Genomic DNA, 16,326 nt, shown 5'->3' with positions numbered 1-16,326 from the left:
AGGAGAACCCTCATGGCACAAGTCCGTCGCATCCCTTCCCTGTCCACCGGCAGCTCCCTGTCGCTGGACCGTCCGCAGGCCGCGAAGGTCCTGCGCAACACCTACGCCCTGCTGTCGCTGACGATCCTGTTCGCGGCCGGCATCGCGGCCCTGGCGGTCGCCAACAGCTGGCCCGCACCCGGGCTGGTGGTCACGCTGGTGGGCTACTTCGGCCTGCTGTTCGCGGTGCACAAGCTGCAGAACAGCGGCTGGGCCCTGCCCGCCGTGTTCGCGCTGACCGGCTTCATGGGCTACACGCTCGGCCCGCTGCTCTCGCGCACGCTGGAACTGCCCGGCGGCGCCGACACCATCGTGGCCGCGCTGGCCGCCACGGGCGCGACCTTCGTCGCCCTCTCGGCCTATGTGCTGACCACGCGGCGCGATTTCAGCTTCATGGGCGGCTTCCTGTTCGCCGGCATGGTGATCGCCATCGTGCTGGCCCTGGTGGCCTACTTCTTCACCATGCCCGCGCTGGCGCTGGCAGTCTCGGCCATGGTGGCCCTGCTGTCGGTCGGACTGATCCTGTTCGAGACCAGCCGCATCGTCAACGGCGGCGAGACCAACTACGTGCTGGCCACGGTCGGCCTGTTCGTCTCGGCCTTCAACCTGTTCACCAGCCTGCTGAGCCTGTTCGGCATCGGCGGCAACGACTGAGCGTTTCTGCAACCCAACCCACCAGGAGTCCCGCATGAAAGCCTATTCCGTCAACAGCCCCGAAGCCGCTGCCCGCGTGCTGGCCATGGCCATGCTGGCCGACGGCCAGTACTCGATGACCGAGATCCGTGCCCTGGACCGGCAGCAGGCGCCCGAGCGCCTGGGCCTGAGCCCCGAAGCCTTCAAGGCAGTGGTGGACGACTTCTGCCAGGACCTGCTGCTGGCCGGCGGCGGGCAATGGACCGGCGCGGTCGACCCCGCCATCCGCGACCAGCTGATGAGCGAGGTCACGGACCGCGGCCTGCAGGACCTGATCCTGCTGCAGTGCGAGACGCTCATGCTGTCCGACGGTCACCTGGCCGATGGCGAGGTGGAGCTGCTGGATGCGCTGAGCGCGGCCTGGCGCCGGCCGGTGCTGGTGTGACGCCATGAAGACCCTCATCTGGAGTCTCACCGCGCTGCTGGCGGCCCTGTGGACCGGCTTCATCGCCGCCGTGCACCAGCTCACCGGCTGGCTGCTGTCGGCCATCGACACCGGGTCGCTGCAGGGCGCGGCGGGCACGGTCGGTGGTCTGGCGCTGCCGCCCGTGCCCGCCTGGCTGGAGCCCTGGATCGACACCGCGTCGATCGCCGCCCTGCAGTCGTTCGTGGTGTCGCTGGTGGAATGGCTGGGCGCGGTGATGCCCTCCGGCGACGCCCTGATGGCCTGGGTCGGCCCGCTGCTGTGGGTGGGCTGGGCGATGGTGCTGGTGCCGATGCTGGCCATCGCCGGCCTGCTGCACTGGCTGGTCGGGCGCACCACGGCGCAGCAGACCGGTGCGAGGCCTGTGGGCGCATGAGCGCCATCCGGAGGATCGTCCGGTGAACGAGGGCATCGCGCAGCGCCTGCGCGGCGCGGCCTCCGAGGGACCGCAGGCCTTGCGCCTGTCGCTGCGGGAGCTGCTGCAGCTGCACGGCGAGGGATCGGGCGCGGTGCTGCTGATGCTGATGGCGCTGCTGAGCACGGTGCCCATCGCCGGCGCGGGCACGGTGCTCAGCCTGGGCATCTTCGCCCTGGCCGGCGCCTGGCTGCGCGGGCGCGACACCCTGCCCCTGCCCGAACGGCTGGCGCGGCTGACCCTCAACGAAACCTGGACGCGCCGCTGCCTGCACGGGCTGGCCTGGACCTACGAGCGCGCCGAGCGCTGGATGTGCCCGCGCTGGCAGGCGCTGTGCCATGCCCGCGCCAGGTTCTGGTGGGCGCTGTGGATCGCGCTGATGGCCGCGCTGATCTTCCTGCCGCTGCCGCTGGGCAATGTGCTGCCCGGCACCAGCCTGATGCTGCTGAGCCTGGGCTGGCTGTTCCGCGACGGCATCGCGCTGCTGCTGTCCGCGGCCACCGGCGCGGTGGGCGTGGGCTACGCCATTTCGGTCGGCCACCTGGCGTTCGCGGCCTGGCAGCACATGGGAGCGTGGTTCGGACTGTGACGCCCGGTCAAAGGCGTGAGAAGAAGACGGCACTCATGACCAGCCCGGTGACGATCACGCCCCTGCGCACCCAGGCCACCGGCAGCGCCTTGGACCAGCGCGCGCCGAAGTAGCCACCCGCCGTGGCCGCGACCATCATCAGCAGGCCTTCCTTCCAGGCGATCGCGCCCGCGACCACGAAGGCCGCCACGGACAGCCAGGACAGCACCAGCGAGTTGAGGTTCTTGAGCGCGTTGACGGTGTTCAGCCGTGTCTCGCCAGCCACCGTGTACAGCGCCATCAGCAGGATGCCCAGCCCGCCGTTGAAGTAGCCACCGTAGATGGCCACCGCCATCAGGCCGGGTTCGCGCCAGCGCGCCAGGCCATGACCACTGGCCGAGGCCGCCATCGCCCGGCGGGCGATGGCCGGACCGGCCGCAAACAGCACGGTGGCGAACAGCAGCAGCCAGGGCACGATGCCGGTGAACAGCTTGGCGGGCGTGACCAGCAGCAGCAGCGCACCCACGACACCGCCGATGGCCGCGATCAGCGTCTCGCGCCGCAGCCGCTGCGCCGGCAGTTCGCGCAATTCGGCCCGGAAGCCCAGCGTGCTGCCGAGATAGCCGGGACTCACCGCCAGCGCGCTGGTGGCGTTGGCGACGATGGGCGGCACGCCGGTGAACACCAGCGCGGGAAAGGTGAGGAAACTGCCGCCGCCGGCGATGGCATTGAGGGCCCCCGCGCCGAACGCGGCGGCCGCCAGCAGCGGCGCGGAACTCAGGAGGTCCAGGCCGGGCTCACTTGGCAGCGGGGATGGCCACGTAGCGGAAGCCCTTGCCGCGCATGCAGTGGGCCACCATCTGCTCGCGCTCGTCCTCGGGCACCTTGGCCAGACCGACCTGGTACTGGCAATCGGAGAGCTGGGTGTAGGTGTCGTCCTTGCTGGCCTTGGGCTTGACCCACTCGGCCTTGGGGGTGGACGAACAGGCAACCAGGGACAGCAGCAGGGCGGCGGCGAAGACGGTCTTCATGGATGGGGCGGGGTCGGTTTTCAGAGGGAGGCCAGCATACCAAAGCCCCCCGTCCCCGAGCTGCAACCAGATGCATCGCCCCGCGGGCGGGCGGCCTATCGCGAGCGGCCGAGCTTGTCCTGCAGGCGTCCCAGCACCTCGCTGACCGTTTGCGGGTCGGCGGTGGTGCCACCGCAGGCGGTCAGCTCCTGCTCGGCCAGCGAGAGGTTCAGGCGCACATAGGTGCTGTCCAGTGCGTGGCGCGTGGCCAGCAGCTGCTGGGCGATCTTGGCGCAGTCGGCCCCCTCTTCCAGCAGCCTCTGAAGGCCGCGCACCTGGCCCTCGGCGCGGCGCAGCCGGTGCATGAGCTCGGCCTTGCGTTCGGTGGCCAGGGTGCGCGGCGCGGTCATGGACGGCTCCGGTCCGGCTCAGGCGGAAACCGGCGCGATGGCGGCCACCGGCTCGGGCGCGAGCAGCGAACCGTCGCGCAGGCCGCGCACGGTGGCAAAGCCCAGCCACAGCACCACCATCGACGTGGCGGCCAGCAGCAGCACCGCCGCGGTCTGCATGAGACCACCGGGCTGCTCCTGCAGCGCCAGCAGGCGCAGCGTCAGGGTGGTGAAGGCCGCGAGCGGGAACGACAGGGCCCAGAACGGGATGCCGAAGGGCTGGGCCACGGCGCGCTTGAGCACCGGCGCCACCCACAGCAGGAAGAACAGCGCGATGCCCCACATCGCCTGCGCCGCTCCGAGCGGCGCCTGCCCACGCTCGACCAGCTGCGCCAGCACCAGACCGACCACGGCCGGCGGCGCGACGGTGATCATCCAGGCCGGCAGCAGGCGGTCGGGCAGCGGGCTGTGCGCGATGCGCCTCGCCAGCATCAGCGCCAGCACCACCGGCCAGAAGAAGGCCCCGATGCCGAACTGCGCCGCGGCCCAGTCGCCATGGCCCAGCGGGACGCCCGCCAGCGGCGCGAGCACATTGCCCACCACCGGGATCAGCAGCACCGGCGTGACCGAAGGCCACAGCCCGGTGTTGCCCGGCGTGGCACCCACCGCAGGCGCGAGCCAGCGGCCCAGCACCCACAGCGTGGCCCAGAGCTGCATCAGGCTGCCGGTCCACCAGAGCGCGCGCCACACCGGCGCCAGCTCGCCCGAGGCACCGCCCAGCGCCACCCCGACCGTCGCCAGCAGCAGCAGCGACACCGGGAACGCCGCCACGAAGGCGTGGCGCACCGGGTGCTTCAGGTCCTCGGCCAGCGCCGCCGGATAGCGCTGCCAGCGCAGCAGCGACGCCACGAGCAGCACGGCAAACACGACCAGCGCCACCAGCCCCGCCACCAGCGCCAGCCCCCCGGCCATCTCGCCGAGCAACGGCCCGGCCCGGTGCCAGGCCAGCGCGAGGCCGCACAGGCCCATGACCAGCGAGAACCAGCCGGGCATGAGGAATTTGAGGGGCGTAGGACTGCTCATGTCACCGGCTTACTTGGTGGAGCAGGCGCTGCCGCCTTCGCGGATGCCCATCTTCTTGAAGAGGATGGCCGGCGGGCAGAAGCCCGTGATGCCCGACTGCGCCAGGTTGAAACCAGCGAAGGCGGTCAGCGCAAGGAACCACTCGCTGACGAAGATGGGGCTGCCGTGGTAACCCAGGGCGAGCGAGATCAGCACGACGGTGCCGGCCATGATGCGGATGAGGCGTTCGACGGTCATTTCAGACTCCTTGAAAAAAATGGAAGCACACAGGATCACGCCGCTTCGTACTTCTTGCGGTACATGGCGTAGTAGAGAACGGGAATGACGACCAGGGTCAGCATCGTGGACACAGCAATGCCGAAGATCAGCGCAATGGCCAGGCCGTTGAAGATCGGGTCGTCGAGGATGAAGAAGGCGCCCATCATGGCGGCCAGGCCGGTCAGCGCGATGGGCTGGGCCCGCACCGCGGCCGACTGCACGACGGCCTGCGCGAACGGCACGCCGCGCTGGGTTTCCAGCTCGATGAAGTCCACCAGCAGGATGGAGTTGCGCACGATGATGCCGGCCAGCGCGATCATGCCGATCATGGACGTGGCGGTGAACTGCGACTGCAGCAGCGCGTGGCCGGGCATCACGCCGATCATGGTCAGCGGGATGGGCGCCATGATGATCAACGGCGTGACGTAGCTCTTGAACTGCGCCACCACCAGCAGGTAGATCAGCACCAGGCCGACGCCGTAGGCGGCGCCCATGTCGCGGAAAGTCTCGTAGGTGATCTGCCACTCGCCGTCCCACTTGACGGCGTACTGGCGGTACGGGTCCTTGGGCTGGCTGATCCAGTACTCGCCGAGTTCGCCGGTGTTGGGCAGCGCGGCGTCCTTCATGGCCGGGCGGATGCCGAACAGGCCGTACAGCGGCGAGTCGAGCTGGCCGGCCATGTCGCCGAACACGTAGGTGACGGGCAGCAGGTCCTTGGTGAAGCGCGGCTGGTCGATCACACCGCGTTCGACGGTGACCAGCTCGGACAGCGGCACCATCGCGCCGTTGGCGGCCTTCAGGGGCAGGGCCAGCACGGCGTCCAGACCGACCTGCGCCTCGCGCGGCAGCTGGATGCGCACCGGCACCGCGAACTTGGCGTGGCCGTCGTGCAGGTAGGCGGCGTCGCTGCCCGAGAGCGCGGCGTACACCGTCTGCGCGATCACCTGCACCGGAATGCCCAGCGACTCGGCGCGCTGGCGCTGGATGCGCAGGAAGGCGCGCGGGGCGTTCTCTTTCAACGACGTGTCCACGCCCACGATGTCGGGCGTGGCGGCAAAGGCCTTGGCCACGCGCTGCGCCAGCTCGGCGCGGCCGTCCTGGTCGGGGCCGTAGACCTCGGCCACGATGGGCGACATCACCGGCGGGCCGGGCGGCACCTCCACCACCTTCACGCGCGCACCGTGCGCGGCGGCGATCTGCTCCAGCGCGGGGCGGTGGCGCTGCGCGATGGCGTGGCTCTTTTCGCTGCGGTCGTGCGCACCGATCAGGTTGACCTGCAGGTCGCCACCTTCGGCCTCGGCACGCAGGTAGTACTGGCGCACCAGACCGTTGAAGGTGATGGGGCTGGCCGTGCCGGCGTAGCCCTGCACGTTGGCCACCTCGGGCTGCTGCGCGAGGAAGGCGGTCATGTCCTGCAGTGCGGCGGTCGTGCTTTCCAGCGGGGTGCCGGCGGGCATGTCCAGCACCACCTGGTACTCGCTCTTGTTGTCGAAGGGCAGCATCTTCAGCACCACCCACTGCACCACGGCCAGGCCCACCGACAGCAGCAGGGCGGCCAGGATGCCGGCCAGCAGCAGCCAGCGCTTGCGCGCGCTCTGCAGGAAGGGCGTGAGGATGCGGGTGAAGGTGTTCTGCAGCGCGCTGGTGAGCTTGCCGGGGCCGTGCGCCGCGTGGCCTTCACCGGTCTTGGTGAGCTTGAGTGCGAGCCAGGGCGTGACCGTGAACGCGATCGCCAGCGAGATCGCCATGCCCATGCTGGCGTTGATCGGGATCGGGCTCATGTACGGGCCCATCAGGCCGGACACGAAGGCCATGGGCAGCAGGGCCGCGATGACGGTGAAGGTGGCTAGGATGGTGGGGCCGCCCACTTCGTCGACCGCGCGCGGAATGATCAGCCTGAGCGGATCGTGCGGCGTGAGCATGCGGTGGCGGTGGATGTTCTCCACCACCACGATCGCGTCGTCCACCAGGATCCCGATCGAAAAGATCAGCGCGAACAGCGACACGCGGTTGAGCGTGAAGCCCCAGGCCCAGCTGGCAAACAGCGTGGCCGTGAGCGTGAGAATCACCGCCGCGCCGACGATGACCGCCTCGCGCCGGCCCAGCGCCAGCCCCACCAGCACGATCACGCTGGCGGTGGCGAAGATCAGCTTCTGGATCAGCTTGTTGGCCTTGTCGGCCGCGGTCTGGCCGTAGTCGCGCGTGATGCTGACCTGCACGTCGTCCGGGATGACCGTGTTCTTCAGGTTGTCCAGCCGCTCGGCGGCGCCGCGCGCCACGTCCACAGCGTTCTCGCCGGGCTTCTTGGTGACGGTGATGGTCACGGCCGGGTGGTTCTGGCCTTGCTGGGCGGCGTGCGCCGCATCCGCCACGCCGGGCGTGAACCACACATAGCGCTGCGGCAGCTGGGCGCCGGCCTCGACGCGCGCGACCTCGCGCAGGTAGACCGGGCGACCCGCGTTCACGCCAACCACGATGTCCCCCACGTCCTGCTCGTTCTGCAGGAACTCGCCGGTTTCCACCGACAGCATGCCGGGCTCGCCGGGGGCCGGGTTGGGGTTGACCACCGCCCCCGAAGGCAGCGCCTGGTTGGCCGCCGCGATGGCGCCGTGCAGCTGCTGCACGCTCACGCCGCGCTCGCGCAGCTGGTTGGGGTTCAGCCACACGTGCACCGCGCGGCCGGGGCCGCCGATGGTGACCACCTCGCGCGTGCCGGGCACGCGCTTGAGTTCGGTCTCGACCGCGTGCGCCACGCGCTCCAGGTCGTGCGCGCTCTGCGCGTCGACCGTCCACAGCGTGGCCGCCAGCACCGGCACGTCGTCGATGCCCTTGGGTTTGACGATGGGGGTGAGCACGCCCAGGCCCTGCGGCAGCCAGTCCTGGTTGGCGTTGAGCACGTCGTACAGGCGCACCAGCGCCTCGGTGCGCGGCACGCCGACCTTGAACTGCACCGTCAGCACCGCGACGCCGGGGCGCGCGACCGAATAGGTGTGCTCGATGCCCTGGATCTGCGAGAGCACGTGCTCGGCCGGGGCGGCGACCATCTTCTCCACATCGGCGCTGGAGGCGCCGGGGAAGGGGATGATCACGTTGGCCATGGTCACGTTGATCTGCGGTTCCTCTTCGCGCGGCGTGACCAGCACGGCGAACAGGCCGAGCAGCAGCGCGACCAGCGCCAGCAGCGGCGTGATGGCGTTGGCCTGGAAGGCCCGCGCCACGGAACCGGAGAAGCCCAGCTTCTCCAGCGGGGAAGACTCGTTGGGATGGCTCATGGTGGCCCCTTACTTCGTCACGGGCGTTGCGCCGGCCAGACCGGCGCGCACAGGATCGAGCGCCACCTGGTCGCCCGCCTTCAGGCCCGCCAGCACCTCGACACCGTCGCCGTGTGTGGCACCGGTGCGCACCGCGCGCAGCGCGAAGCCTTTCGCGGCGTCGCCCTTGGTGGTCACGACGTAGACGCCGGTCAGCTCACCCCGGCGCAGCAGGGCTGTGGCCGGCACCACCAGGCGCTGCGGCGCGGTCTGGGCGGCGCTGCCGACGAAGCGCACCTTCACCTGGCGGCCGGGCACCTGACCGGCGCCATCGGCGTCGCTCAGGTTCAGGCGCCACTCCACCGTCTGCGACACCGGGTCGGCGGCGGGCACGGTGGTTTTGGCGGCGGGGCTGACCCACTTGTCTGTGCCGGGCAGTTGCACCTCGACCTGCGAGGCCGCCAGCGCCAGCGGCTGCTGCGAGGCCGGCACATGCACCACGGCACGGATCGGTTGCGGCGCGTAGACGGTGAGGATGGGCGCGCCGGGCATGGCCAGGGCGCCGGCCTCGGCGTGCGTCGCCAGCACCCAGCCGTCGTAAGGCGCGGTCAGGCGGGTGAAACCCTGGGCCACGCTGGCCTGGGTCTGGCCGGCGCGGGCGGCGGCGGCGCCGGCTTCGGCGGCGCGGTACTGGGCCAGTGCCGAATCCAGCGCGGCCTGGGCGATGAAGCCCTGCGCGCGCAGTTCTTTCGTGCGCTCGTAGGCCGCCCTGGCGTTGGCCAGGCTGGCCTGGGCCTGCGCGACGCCAGCCTGCGCCTGCGCCACGCCGGCCTGGGTCGCGCGATCGTCGATCACGGCCAGCACCTGGCCGGCCTTCACGCGGTCACCGGCCTTGACCGACAGCGTGGCGATGCGTCCGCTGGCCTGGGCCGAGAGCACGCTCTGGCGCACCGCCTGCAGGCTGCCGTCGAACTCGGCGCTGCCCGCCACCGCCTGCGCACCCACGGCGACCACGGGCACCTGGGGGCCCGCCGAAGCGGGCGCCGGATCGGCGGCCTGTGCAGCGCCCATGGCGAGCAGGCCGGAAGCCAGCAGCAGGCGCGCGGTGCGGACCGGGTTCAGGGACAGAAACAACGGGGCGTGTGCATGGACGGGCATGGCGATCTCCTATACCTGCCGCAGTATACACACATACCCCCAGGGGTACAAGACATCTTCGACCGCCGTTCATCGGCGGCAGAGCCTCAGCGGCGCTGCCGCGCCAGCACCCAGGCCGCCCCGAAGAAGCTCAGCGCCGCCGCCACCAGCACCGCGTAGGCCGCGCGCAGGCCGAAGTGTTCGGCCAGTTCGCCCATCAGCAGGGCCGCGATCTGCGCCCCGACGGTGAAGGAGATCATCAGCAGCGCCGACAGGCGCGGCGCCTCCTGCGGGAATCCGCGCAGCGCGATGCCCAGCAGGATGGGGAAGCCCACCGAGACGCCCAGGCCGGTGAGGTAGTTGCACAGCGCGAGCCAGACGAAGGGCGCATCGGCCGGGCTCAGCCAGACGCCCGTGATCGCCAGCGCCGCCAGCGCGCCCAGGCCCTGGATCTTCTGCTCCATGCTCCAGCGGCTGTGCACGAAGGCCTGCCAGACCCGGCCGGTGACCATGCCGGCCATCAGGAAGCCCAGGGCCATGCGGGCCACCTGGTCGCTCTCGCCCAGCGCCTCGGTGGCAAAACTCACGAACCAGAAGTACTGGCCCCATTCGCACAGGCCGCTGCACACGCCGGCGAACAGCACCCAGCGCACCACCGGCTGGCGCAGCAGGCCGCCGTAGTCCAGCGGCTGGTGCACTTGTCCGGTGGCTTCGGCGTGCGCGTGGTCGCTGCGAAAAGCCACGCTGCGCAGGTGGCGGCGCTGCAGCGTCATCAGCAGCATCACCAGCGCCATGAAGCCGAACACCACATAAGGGCCGCGCCAGTTCGGGTTGGCCGCCAGCACCGCTGCCGCCATCAGCGGCGAGAACATGGTGCCCAGGCTGTAGCCGACGTCGACCAGGCTGATGATGCGGGCGCGCTGCTCGGGCTCGTCGCTCAGCTCGGCCAGCAGGCCGTGGCCGACGGTGAAGAGCGCGGTCTCGAAGGTGGCGATGGTCACCATGAAGAAAGCCAGCCAGCCGAAGCTGGGTGCCAGCAGCACGCCCGCCAGCGCCACCACCACGGCCGCGGTGTAGGCGCGCAGCAGGCGGCGCGGCGGAAAGCGCTTGGCGATGGCGCCGCCCAGCAGCGAGCCGACGGCGCCGCCGGCGCTCCAGATCGCCATGAGCCAGCCCATCTGCTGGAAGGACACGCCCATCTGGGCGCGCAGGTTGGGCGTCACCGCCCCCAGCAGCGCCCCGAAGATGCCCCAGGTGAGGGCGCAGTACAGGATGATCCAGGCGACATAGGGCAGGCCGCGCAGGGTTTTCAGCGGGGCGGCCAGGAAGGCGGAAACGGGGTTCACATCAGGCTTTCAATCGGGAATGCAATCGATTGTCTGCCGGGAACCACTCCGGCGCCCGGCGGGGCCTGCAAATGAACCTGTGTGGTAACCGGGTTCTACGCCGGATCGGCGAACGGCACCCGGGGCGCGACCGCGCACAGCAGCTCGTAGCTGATGGTGCCTGCGGAACGGGCCACCTCGTCCACCGGCAGTTGCGCCCCCGTGGACGGCGAGACGCCCCAGAGCACGACCTCGCTGCCGATGCCGGCTGGCACGCCGGCGGCGTCCAGCGGCGCCAGGTCGACGGCGATCATGTCCATGCTGACGCGGCCGACGGTGCGGGTGCGCACACCGCTCACCAGCACCGGCGTGCCGGTGGGCGCGTGGCGCGGATAGCCGTCGGCGTAGCCGCAGGCGATGACGCCGACACGCATGGGCTGCTCCGCGGTGAAGGCCGAGCCGTAGCCCACGGTGTCGCCGGGCTGCAGGCTCTGCACACCGATGACTTTGGTGGTCAGGCTCATGGTGGGTTGCAGGCCCCAGCCGGCCGCGGTGTTCTCGGGGTGGTCGGGCGCTCCGCCGTAGAGTGCGATGCCTTCGCGCACCCAGTCGGCCGCCAGCGTGCTCACGCCCACGCCGCGCAGCGGGCTTTGCGCATGGCGCAGGATGGCCGCGCTGTTGCACAGGCTGCGCTCACCGGGCAGGTCGGCGGTGGCGGCCTCGAAGGCGGCGACCTGGTGGGCGATGCCGCGCGGACCGTCGGCATCGGAGAAATGCGTCATCAGCGAGATCTCTTCCACCTGCGGCAGCGCGTTCAGCCGCGCCCATGCCGCGCGGAACGCGTCGGGCCGGAAGCCCAGGCGGTTCATGCCGCTGTTGAGCTTGAGGAAGACGCGGTGCGGCGTGTGCGTCTTGTGCGCGGCCAGCCAGTCGATCTGTTCGGTGCAGTGCACCGCGTGCCAGATGTTCAGGCGCGAGCACAGTTCCAAGTCGCGCGGCTCGAACACGCCTTCGAGCAGCAGCAGGGGGCCGCGCCAGTCGAGCGCGCGCAGGCGCTCGGCTTCGGCCAAGTCGATCATGGCAAAGCCGTCGGCGCTGCGCAGGGCCGGGAACACACGCTCGATGCCGTGCCCGTAGGCGTTGGCCTTGACCACCGCCCAGACGCGGGCGTCGGGCGCGCGCACGCGGGCCTGGTTCAAGTTGTGTTCAAGCGCTTCGGGGTGGACGGTGGCGAGGATCGGGCGGGGCATGGCAGAACCGGACAGGTGGGAGGAAGCAAAAGTCGGCGGAAAGCGCCGACTGTCGCACAAACCCGTCTCGCCACCACCGCTGCCCAAGGCGATTCATGCCGGAGCAGCGCCGCTTCTACAGCTTCTCGAGGTTCACGTAGACCATGGTCTGGTTGAGCAGCTGGTAGGCGATCTCGCCGAAGGTCATGGGCCCGGTGATCGGCCCGGTGCGCTGGCCTTCGAGCCCGCCGTACAGGTAGTTGAGGATGCAGTTGCAGCTCCAGCGCGCCCCCAGGGCATCGCCCGGCAGCGACTGCGCAAACGAGCGGGCGTAGTCGGGCACCGGTTCGGCGATGCGGTACTCCACGTCGTCGAACACCGGGGCGTAGAAGTCCACGCGCCCGGCCGCCGCGTCCACCGCCTTGAACGAGACGTTGATCATCGCGCCCGAATAGTCGGCCACCAGCGGCAGCCGGGTGTCGATGCCTTTCTGCGCCAGGTACTGCGCCAGGTTCACCAGCTGCCCGTTGACGAAGCACTCCTGCGCCGAAAAGCCGGTGGACGGGAAACGGATCGCGTCGCCGCCGCCCGGCTGGAACAGGTTGAGGATGTCGATGCGCGGGTAGATGGACTCCGGCAGCGGTATGTGCACCGCCAGCGCCTTGTCGTGGCTGAACACCAGGGTCTGGCCGTTGGCCACCACCGGCGCGGCCTGGCCCAGGTCGTCCAGGTGCACGCCCGCGATCCAGCCCACCAGGGGCTTCATGTACATGTCCTCGAAGGCCGGTGCCTCGCGGGCGAAGCGCGAATGCACGTCGGAGAAGGCCGGCACGATCAGCACCGTCAGCCCGTGGGCCGGCGCGTCCAGCGCCACCTTGTGCAGGCTGGCGGCGTCGTACCAGCGCAGCTGCGGCGTACCGGCGTGGGTGGGCAGCTCGGTGACGAAGAGCTTCTGGCGCGAGGTTTCGCCGCCGTCCTGGGCCATGAAGTACGGGATGCTGCCGGCCAGCCAGTTGCCCGGCGGCAGCCGGCGCAGCAGGGCCTCGTCGGCCGCGATCGAAAGGTAGGCGCCGCTGCGGATCGCCACCAGGGCGTCCTGCAGGTCCATCAGCGTGCCGCTGACAGGGCGTGCCGGCGGGGTTCGGGATGCGTTCATGTCGGGTCAACCCAGCCGCAGCTGGTCCAGTTCGTGGGTGAGCACGCGCTCGTTCTTGACGAAATAGCGGTGCAGCTCCTTGAGCTTGAGCAGGCGCACCTCCTCGTCGTGGATCAGGTCCAGCTGCGAGCGCAGCTTGGTCAGCATCAGCTTGAGGCTGAGCACCTTGATGTCCAGGCTCAGGTCGCCGTCGAGCAGGCGCAGCCAGACCGGGTCGGTCACATCGGGCACGGCGGTGCTGGCCGGGGCCGGCCCGGCACGCGTGGCCGCCGGTGCTGGCGCTGGTTCCGCCGGGCGCGCCACCGGCTCGGCGCCCCCGGCGCGGCCGGTGTCCAGCGCATAGCGGTAGCGCCAGACGTCCTGCAGGCTCAGGTCCAGCAGCGTGCACACCGACTGCAGCGGCACACCCTCGCCAAACAGCGCGAACACCCGCGCCGCCAGCGCCCGGGTGAACGGCATGCCGGCATCGCCCATCCAGCCGATGCCCCTGGACTCGAACCCGTGCGGCACGGTCACGTGCAGATGAAAACGGACCGGCCCGATCGCCAGGTGCTGCCAGACCGCCATCTCCCCCGCCGGCGCCGCCTTGGGCCGGCCGAACCAGCCGCGCTCGGGCTCCTGCCCGATCCAGACATCGCAGCGGCGCTTGCGCACGTCCAGGCGGTAGTCGCGAACTTCCCAGGGGCGCTCTATCAACAGCAGCTGCCGCAGCAGCGCCTTGTCGATGCTGATCATGTGGGTGTCTCCTCTTGTCGGTTTCGGAGCCGGCCGCAAGACCCGTTCCACCCCTTTCTTGCGCCAAACTGACACACCCGGCGCCAAGCCTGCCGGCGCCCCTGCCACTAGGCGCAACACCGTCCCGCACCGGGGCGGGACGGTCAGGGTGGCGTGCTATAACCGCCGGATCGTTGGAGACAGCCAGAGGCCCCCCGCAGCCGCCACCCCCCGGACACCGAACGCCGGCCACAACAAGACCCTTGATGAAGCGCGGCTTCTACACCATCATGACGGCGCAGTTCTTCAGCTCCCTGGCTGACAACGCGCTGTTCGTGGCCGCCATCGAGCTGCTGCGCAGCCGCCACGCCCCCGAGTGGCAGAGCGCCGCCCTCGTCCCCCTGTTCGCCCTGTTCTACGTCGCCCTGGCCCCGTTCGTGGGGGCCTTTGCCGATGCGCGGCCCAAGGGCCAGGTGATGTTCATCAGCAACGCGATCAAGGTGGCGGGCTGCCTGCTGATGCTGATGGGTGTGCACCCACTCCTGGCCTACACCCTGGTGGGCCTGGGTGCTGCCGCCTACTCCCCGGCCAAGTACGGCATCCTCACCGAATTGCTGCCGCCCTCCCAGCTGGTCAAGGCCAATGGCTGGATCGAGGGCCTGACCATCGCCTCCATCATCCTGGGCGTGCTGCTGGGAGGCCAGCTCGTCGGCCCCTACCTGTCGTCGCTGCTGTTATCGGTCGACGCGCCCGGGCTGACCACCGGCATCGACCACCCGGCCGAAGCCGCCATCGCGGTGCTGGTGAGCGTGTACGCGCTGGCCGCGGCCTTCAACCTGCGCATCCCGCTGACCGGCGTGACCCCGCGACCCATGCCCCGGAATCCGCTGGAGCTGCTGCCTGATTTCTGGCGCTGCAACGGCCGCCTCTGGAAAGACCACCTGGGTCAGATCTCGCTGGCCACCACCACCCTGTTCTGGGGTGTCAGCGGCAACCTGCGCTACATCGTGCTGGCATGGGCCGGCGCCGCACTGGGCTACACCACCACCCAGGCCTCGTCCCTGGTGGGCGTGGTGGCGCTGGGCACCGCCGTGGGTGCGGTGGTGGCCTCGCTGCGCATGCGGCTGGACCAGGCCACGCGCGTCATGCCCCTGGGCATCGGCATGGGCCTGCTGGTCATCGGCATGAACTTCATCGACAACGTCTGGGTGGCCGCGCCCTTCCTGGTGCTGCTGGGTGGCCTGGGCGGCTTCCTGGTCGTGCCGATGAACGCGCTGCTGCAGCACCGGGGCCACAACCTCATGGGCGCGGGCCGGTCCATCGCGGTGCAGAACTTCAACGAGCAGGCCTGCATCCTGGTCCTGGGCGCGCTCTACAGCTTCTCCACCGGCATGGGCCTTTCGGCCTTCGCCGCCATCACCATCTTCGGCCTGATCGTGGCCGGCTTCATGTGGCTGATCATGAAGTGGCACCAGCACAACCAGCGCCACCACGGGGTGGAGCTGGAGCGGCTGCTGGAGATCGCCCGCCGGGACGACCTGCACGGCTAGAAATTGATGTTGGTCGGCTCGAAGCCGTCCAGATTGACCAGCCGGTGCTGCGCCAGCACCCGGTAGAACTCGGCCTCGCCCACCGAGCGGGAGAGGTAGGCGTCGCACCCCGCCAGTCCCGCCTTGATGCGGTCCATGCTGCCGGCGGTGGGCGCAAACATCAGGACCACCGGTGCGCTGCCATTGGGCAGCTTGCGCTGCTTGGCGCTGCGGCAGACCGAGTAGGCATCGGCGTCACCCTTGATGCGGTCGATCGCCACCAGACGGTAAGGGTGCTCCTTGAGCAGGGCCAGCGCCTGGGGCGCCTCGCGCGACCAGTCGATGTTCAGCCCGTAGCGCTTGAAGCGCTTGTGCAGGATGCGGCCTTCCACCAGGCTTTCGGCCACCAGCAGCACGTCGCCGCGCTGCACCTCCGGCACCGCCGCCGACGTCCGGCTGTTCCTGGAGCGCATCGACCGGGATGACGGCGCGCGGGAAGAAGGTGCACGCGAGGACGGCGCGGGTGCGGGCGCCGGCTCCAGCGCCCCGAAATCGGTGACCCCCATCACACCCACCGGCTGCGACGGCAACCGCGGCATGGGCGCCGCCACCTTGCGCAGCACCGGCGGTGCGGAGCCTGTCTGGCGCTCACGAACCATGGGGCGGGTGGGCGGAAACTCGGTGTCGGGCGAACGACGGCGCGTGCGCGCCACAGGGGCGGTGGGCGCTGCGGCCGGCCGCGCCCGCGCGCCCACCAGTTCGTCCAGCGCCGCCAGCACGCCCACCAGCTTGACCGGCTTGCGCTGCAGCGGCCAGCCGGTGCCCGCATCGTTGTGACCGATCAGCAGCACCTTGCCCTGCAGCTCGGCGTGGCGCACCAGGTGCACGGCCTGGGCGTTGTCGGCGTTGACCACCAGCACCTGCGCATCCAGCACCTCGTCCTGCACCACATAGGCCGGCGGGCGACGCGCTGCCAGCCGGAAGAACGACTCGAACGTGGCCGATTCGCTCTCGGGAAAACCGACCAGGGCCAACGAAAATGAGCCTGCCATTCACCTCTCCACCGAATACAAAGGGATTACCCAACTCCCACGAGTATGCCCGCT

At 70.3% G+C, this 16,326-nt stretch carries 17 protein-coding genes; 5 read left to right on the top strand and 12 right to left on the bottom strand.

Annotation, left to right across the window (positions count from 1 at the left end):
• Positions 1-12 precede the first annotated feature (12 nt).
• The 4 genes from HPS01S_RS06080 to HPS01S_RS06065 are packed head-to-tail and all read left to right on the top strand — an operon-like array spanning position 13 to position 2,160.
• Entirely contained in the window at positions 13-693 is a 681-nt protein-coding gene (locus tag HPS01S_RS06080) for a Bax inhibitor-1/YccA family protein (protein ID WP_066152450.1), read from the top strand.
• A 34-nt stretch (positions 694-727) separates the two neighbouring features.
• Positions 728-1,117, top strand: coding sequence for a hypothetical protein (locus HPS01S_RS06075; protein WP_066152447.1), 390 nt, complete (start codon positions 728-730; stop codon positions 1,115-1,117).
• Positions 1,118-1,121: 4 nt separating this feature from the next.
• Entirely contained in the window at positions 1,122-1,532 is a 411-nt protein-coding gene (locus HPS01S_RS06070) for a hypothetical protein (RefSeq protein ID WP_066152442.1), read from the top strand.
• 22 nt (positions 1,533-1,554) lie between these two features.
• Positions 1,555-2,160 carry an exopolysaccharide biosynthesis protein gene (locus tag HPS01S_RS06065; RefSeq protein WP_066152437.1) on the top strand — a complete coding sequence of 202 codons (606 nt, stop codon included), beginning with the start codon at positions 1,555-1,557 and terminating at the stop codon, positions 2,158-2,160.
• A 7-nt stretch (positions 2,161-2,167) separates the two neighbouring features.
• Here HPS01S_RS06065 and HPS01S_RS06060 read toward each other — a convergent pair whose 3' ends face one another.
• From HPS01S_RS06060 to HPS01S_RS06015, 11 genes are all read right to left on the bottom strand, one after another.
• Positions 2,168-2,920, bottom strand: a complete 753-nt coding sequence (locus HPS01S_RS06060) for a sulfite exporter TauE/SafE family protein (protein WP_066152604.1) — start codon at positions 2,918-2,920, stop codon at positions 2,168-2,170.
• A 16-nt stretch (positions 2,921-2,936) separates the two neighbouring features.
• Positions 2,937-3,170: a hypothetical protein gene (locus HPS01S_RS21725; protein WP_133155517.1), complete on the bottom strand. Its 234-nt coding sequence runs from the start codon at positions 3,168-3,170 to the stop codon at positions 2,937-2,939.
• A 95-nt stretch (positions 3,171-3,265) separates the two neighbouring features.
• On the bottom strand, positions 3,266-3,559 hold the full coding sequence (locus HPS01S_RS06055; protein WP_066152432.1) for a metal-sensing transcriptional repressor: 294 nt from the start codon (positions 3,557-3,559) through the stop codon (positions 3,266-3,268).
• Between the two features lie 18 nt (positions 3,560-3,577).
• Positions 3,578-4,621, bottom strand: coding sequence for an SLAC1 anion channel family protein (locus HPS01S_RS06050; protein WP_066152429.1), 1,044 nt, complete (start codon positions 4,619-4,621; stop codon positions 3,578-3,580).
• A 9-nt stretch (positions 4,622-4,630) separates the two neighbouring features.
• Complete coding sequence (locus HPS01S_RS06045; protein WP_066152427.1) at positions 4,631-4,858, bottom strand: YgaP family membrane protein; 228 nt, start codon at positions 4,856-4,858, stop codon at positions 4,631-4,633.
• A 35-nt stretch (positions 4,859-4,893) separates the two neighbouring features.
• A complete protein-coding gene (locus HPS01S_RS06040; RefSeq protein WP_066152425.1) occupies positions 4,894-8,151 on the bottom strand; it encodes an efflux RND transporter permease subunit in 3,258 nt (1,085 codons plus the stop codon).
• Positions 8,152-8,160: 9 nt separating this feature from the next.
• The gene (locus HPS01S_RS06035) at positions 8,161-9,288 is read right to left on the bottom strand and encodes an efflux RND transporter periplasmic adaptor subunit (protein ID WP_255284166.1); all 1,128 of its coding nucleotides are present in this window, start codon (positions 9,286-9,288) and stop codon (positions 8,161-8,163) included.
• Between the two features lie 86 nt (positions 9,289-9,374).
• Positions 9,375-10,613: an MFS transporter gene (locus HPS01S_RS06030; RefSeq protein WP_066152423.1), complete on the bottom strand. Its 1,239-nt coding sequence runs from the start codon at positions 10,611-10,613 to the stop codon at positions 9,375-9,377.
• Positions 10,614-10,708: 95 nt separating this feature from the next.
• Positions 10,709-11,842, bottom strand: coding sequence for an alanine racemase (gene alr, locus HPS01S_RS06025; RefSeq protein WP_066152419.1), 1,134 nt, complete (start codon positions 11,840-11,842; stop codon positions 10,709-10,711).
• A gap of 115 nt (positions 11,843-11,957) precedes the next feature.
• Complete coding sequence (locus HPS01S_RS06020; protein WP_066152418.1) at positions 11,958-12,977, bottom strand: DUF6976 family protein; 1,020 nt, start codon at positions 12,975-12,977, stop codon at positions 11,958-11,960.
• Between the two features lie 6 nt (positions 12,978-12,983).
• The gene (locus HPS01S_RS06015) at positions 12,984-13,712 is read right to left on the bottom strand and encodes a hypothetical protein (protein ID WP_218016588.1); all 729 of its coding nucleotides are present in this window, start codon (positions 13,710-13,712) and stop codon (positions 12,984-12,986) included.
• 245 nt (positions 13,713-13,957) lie between these two features.
• Between HPS01S_RS06015 and lplT the strand changes: the two genes are divergently transcribed.
• Complete coding sequence (gene lplT, locus HPS01S_RS06010; protein WP_066152413.1) at positions 13,958-15,241, top strand: lysophospholipid transporter LplT; 1,284 nt, start codon at positions 13,958-13,960, stop codon at positions 15,239-15,241.
• On the opposite strand, the gene HPS01S_RS06005 is transcribed toward lplT, so the two are convergent.
• Positions 15,238-16,272 carry a response regulator transcription factor gene (locus HPS01S_RS06005; protein ID WP_066152410.1) on the bottom strand — a complete coding sequence of 345 codons (1,035 nt, stop codon included), beginning with the start codon at positions 16,270-16,272 and terminating at the stop codon, positions 15,238-15,240. The genes lplT and HPS01S_RS06005 overlap by 4 nt on opposite strands.
• Between the last annotated feature and the right edge of the window lie 54 nt (positions 16,273-16,326).

The organism is Hydrogenophaga pseudoflava NBRC 102511 (assembly GCF_001592285.1).
Lineage (GTDB): Bacteria > Pseudomonadota > Gammaproteobacteria > Burkholderiales > Burkholderiaceae_C > Hydrogenophaga > Hydrogenophaga pseudoflava.
Note: the sequence above shows the minus strand (reverse complement) of the source record. Positions and strands in the feature narration are given on the sequence as shown.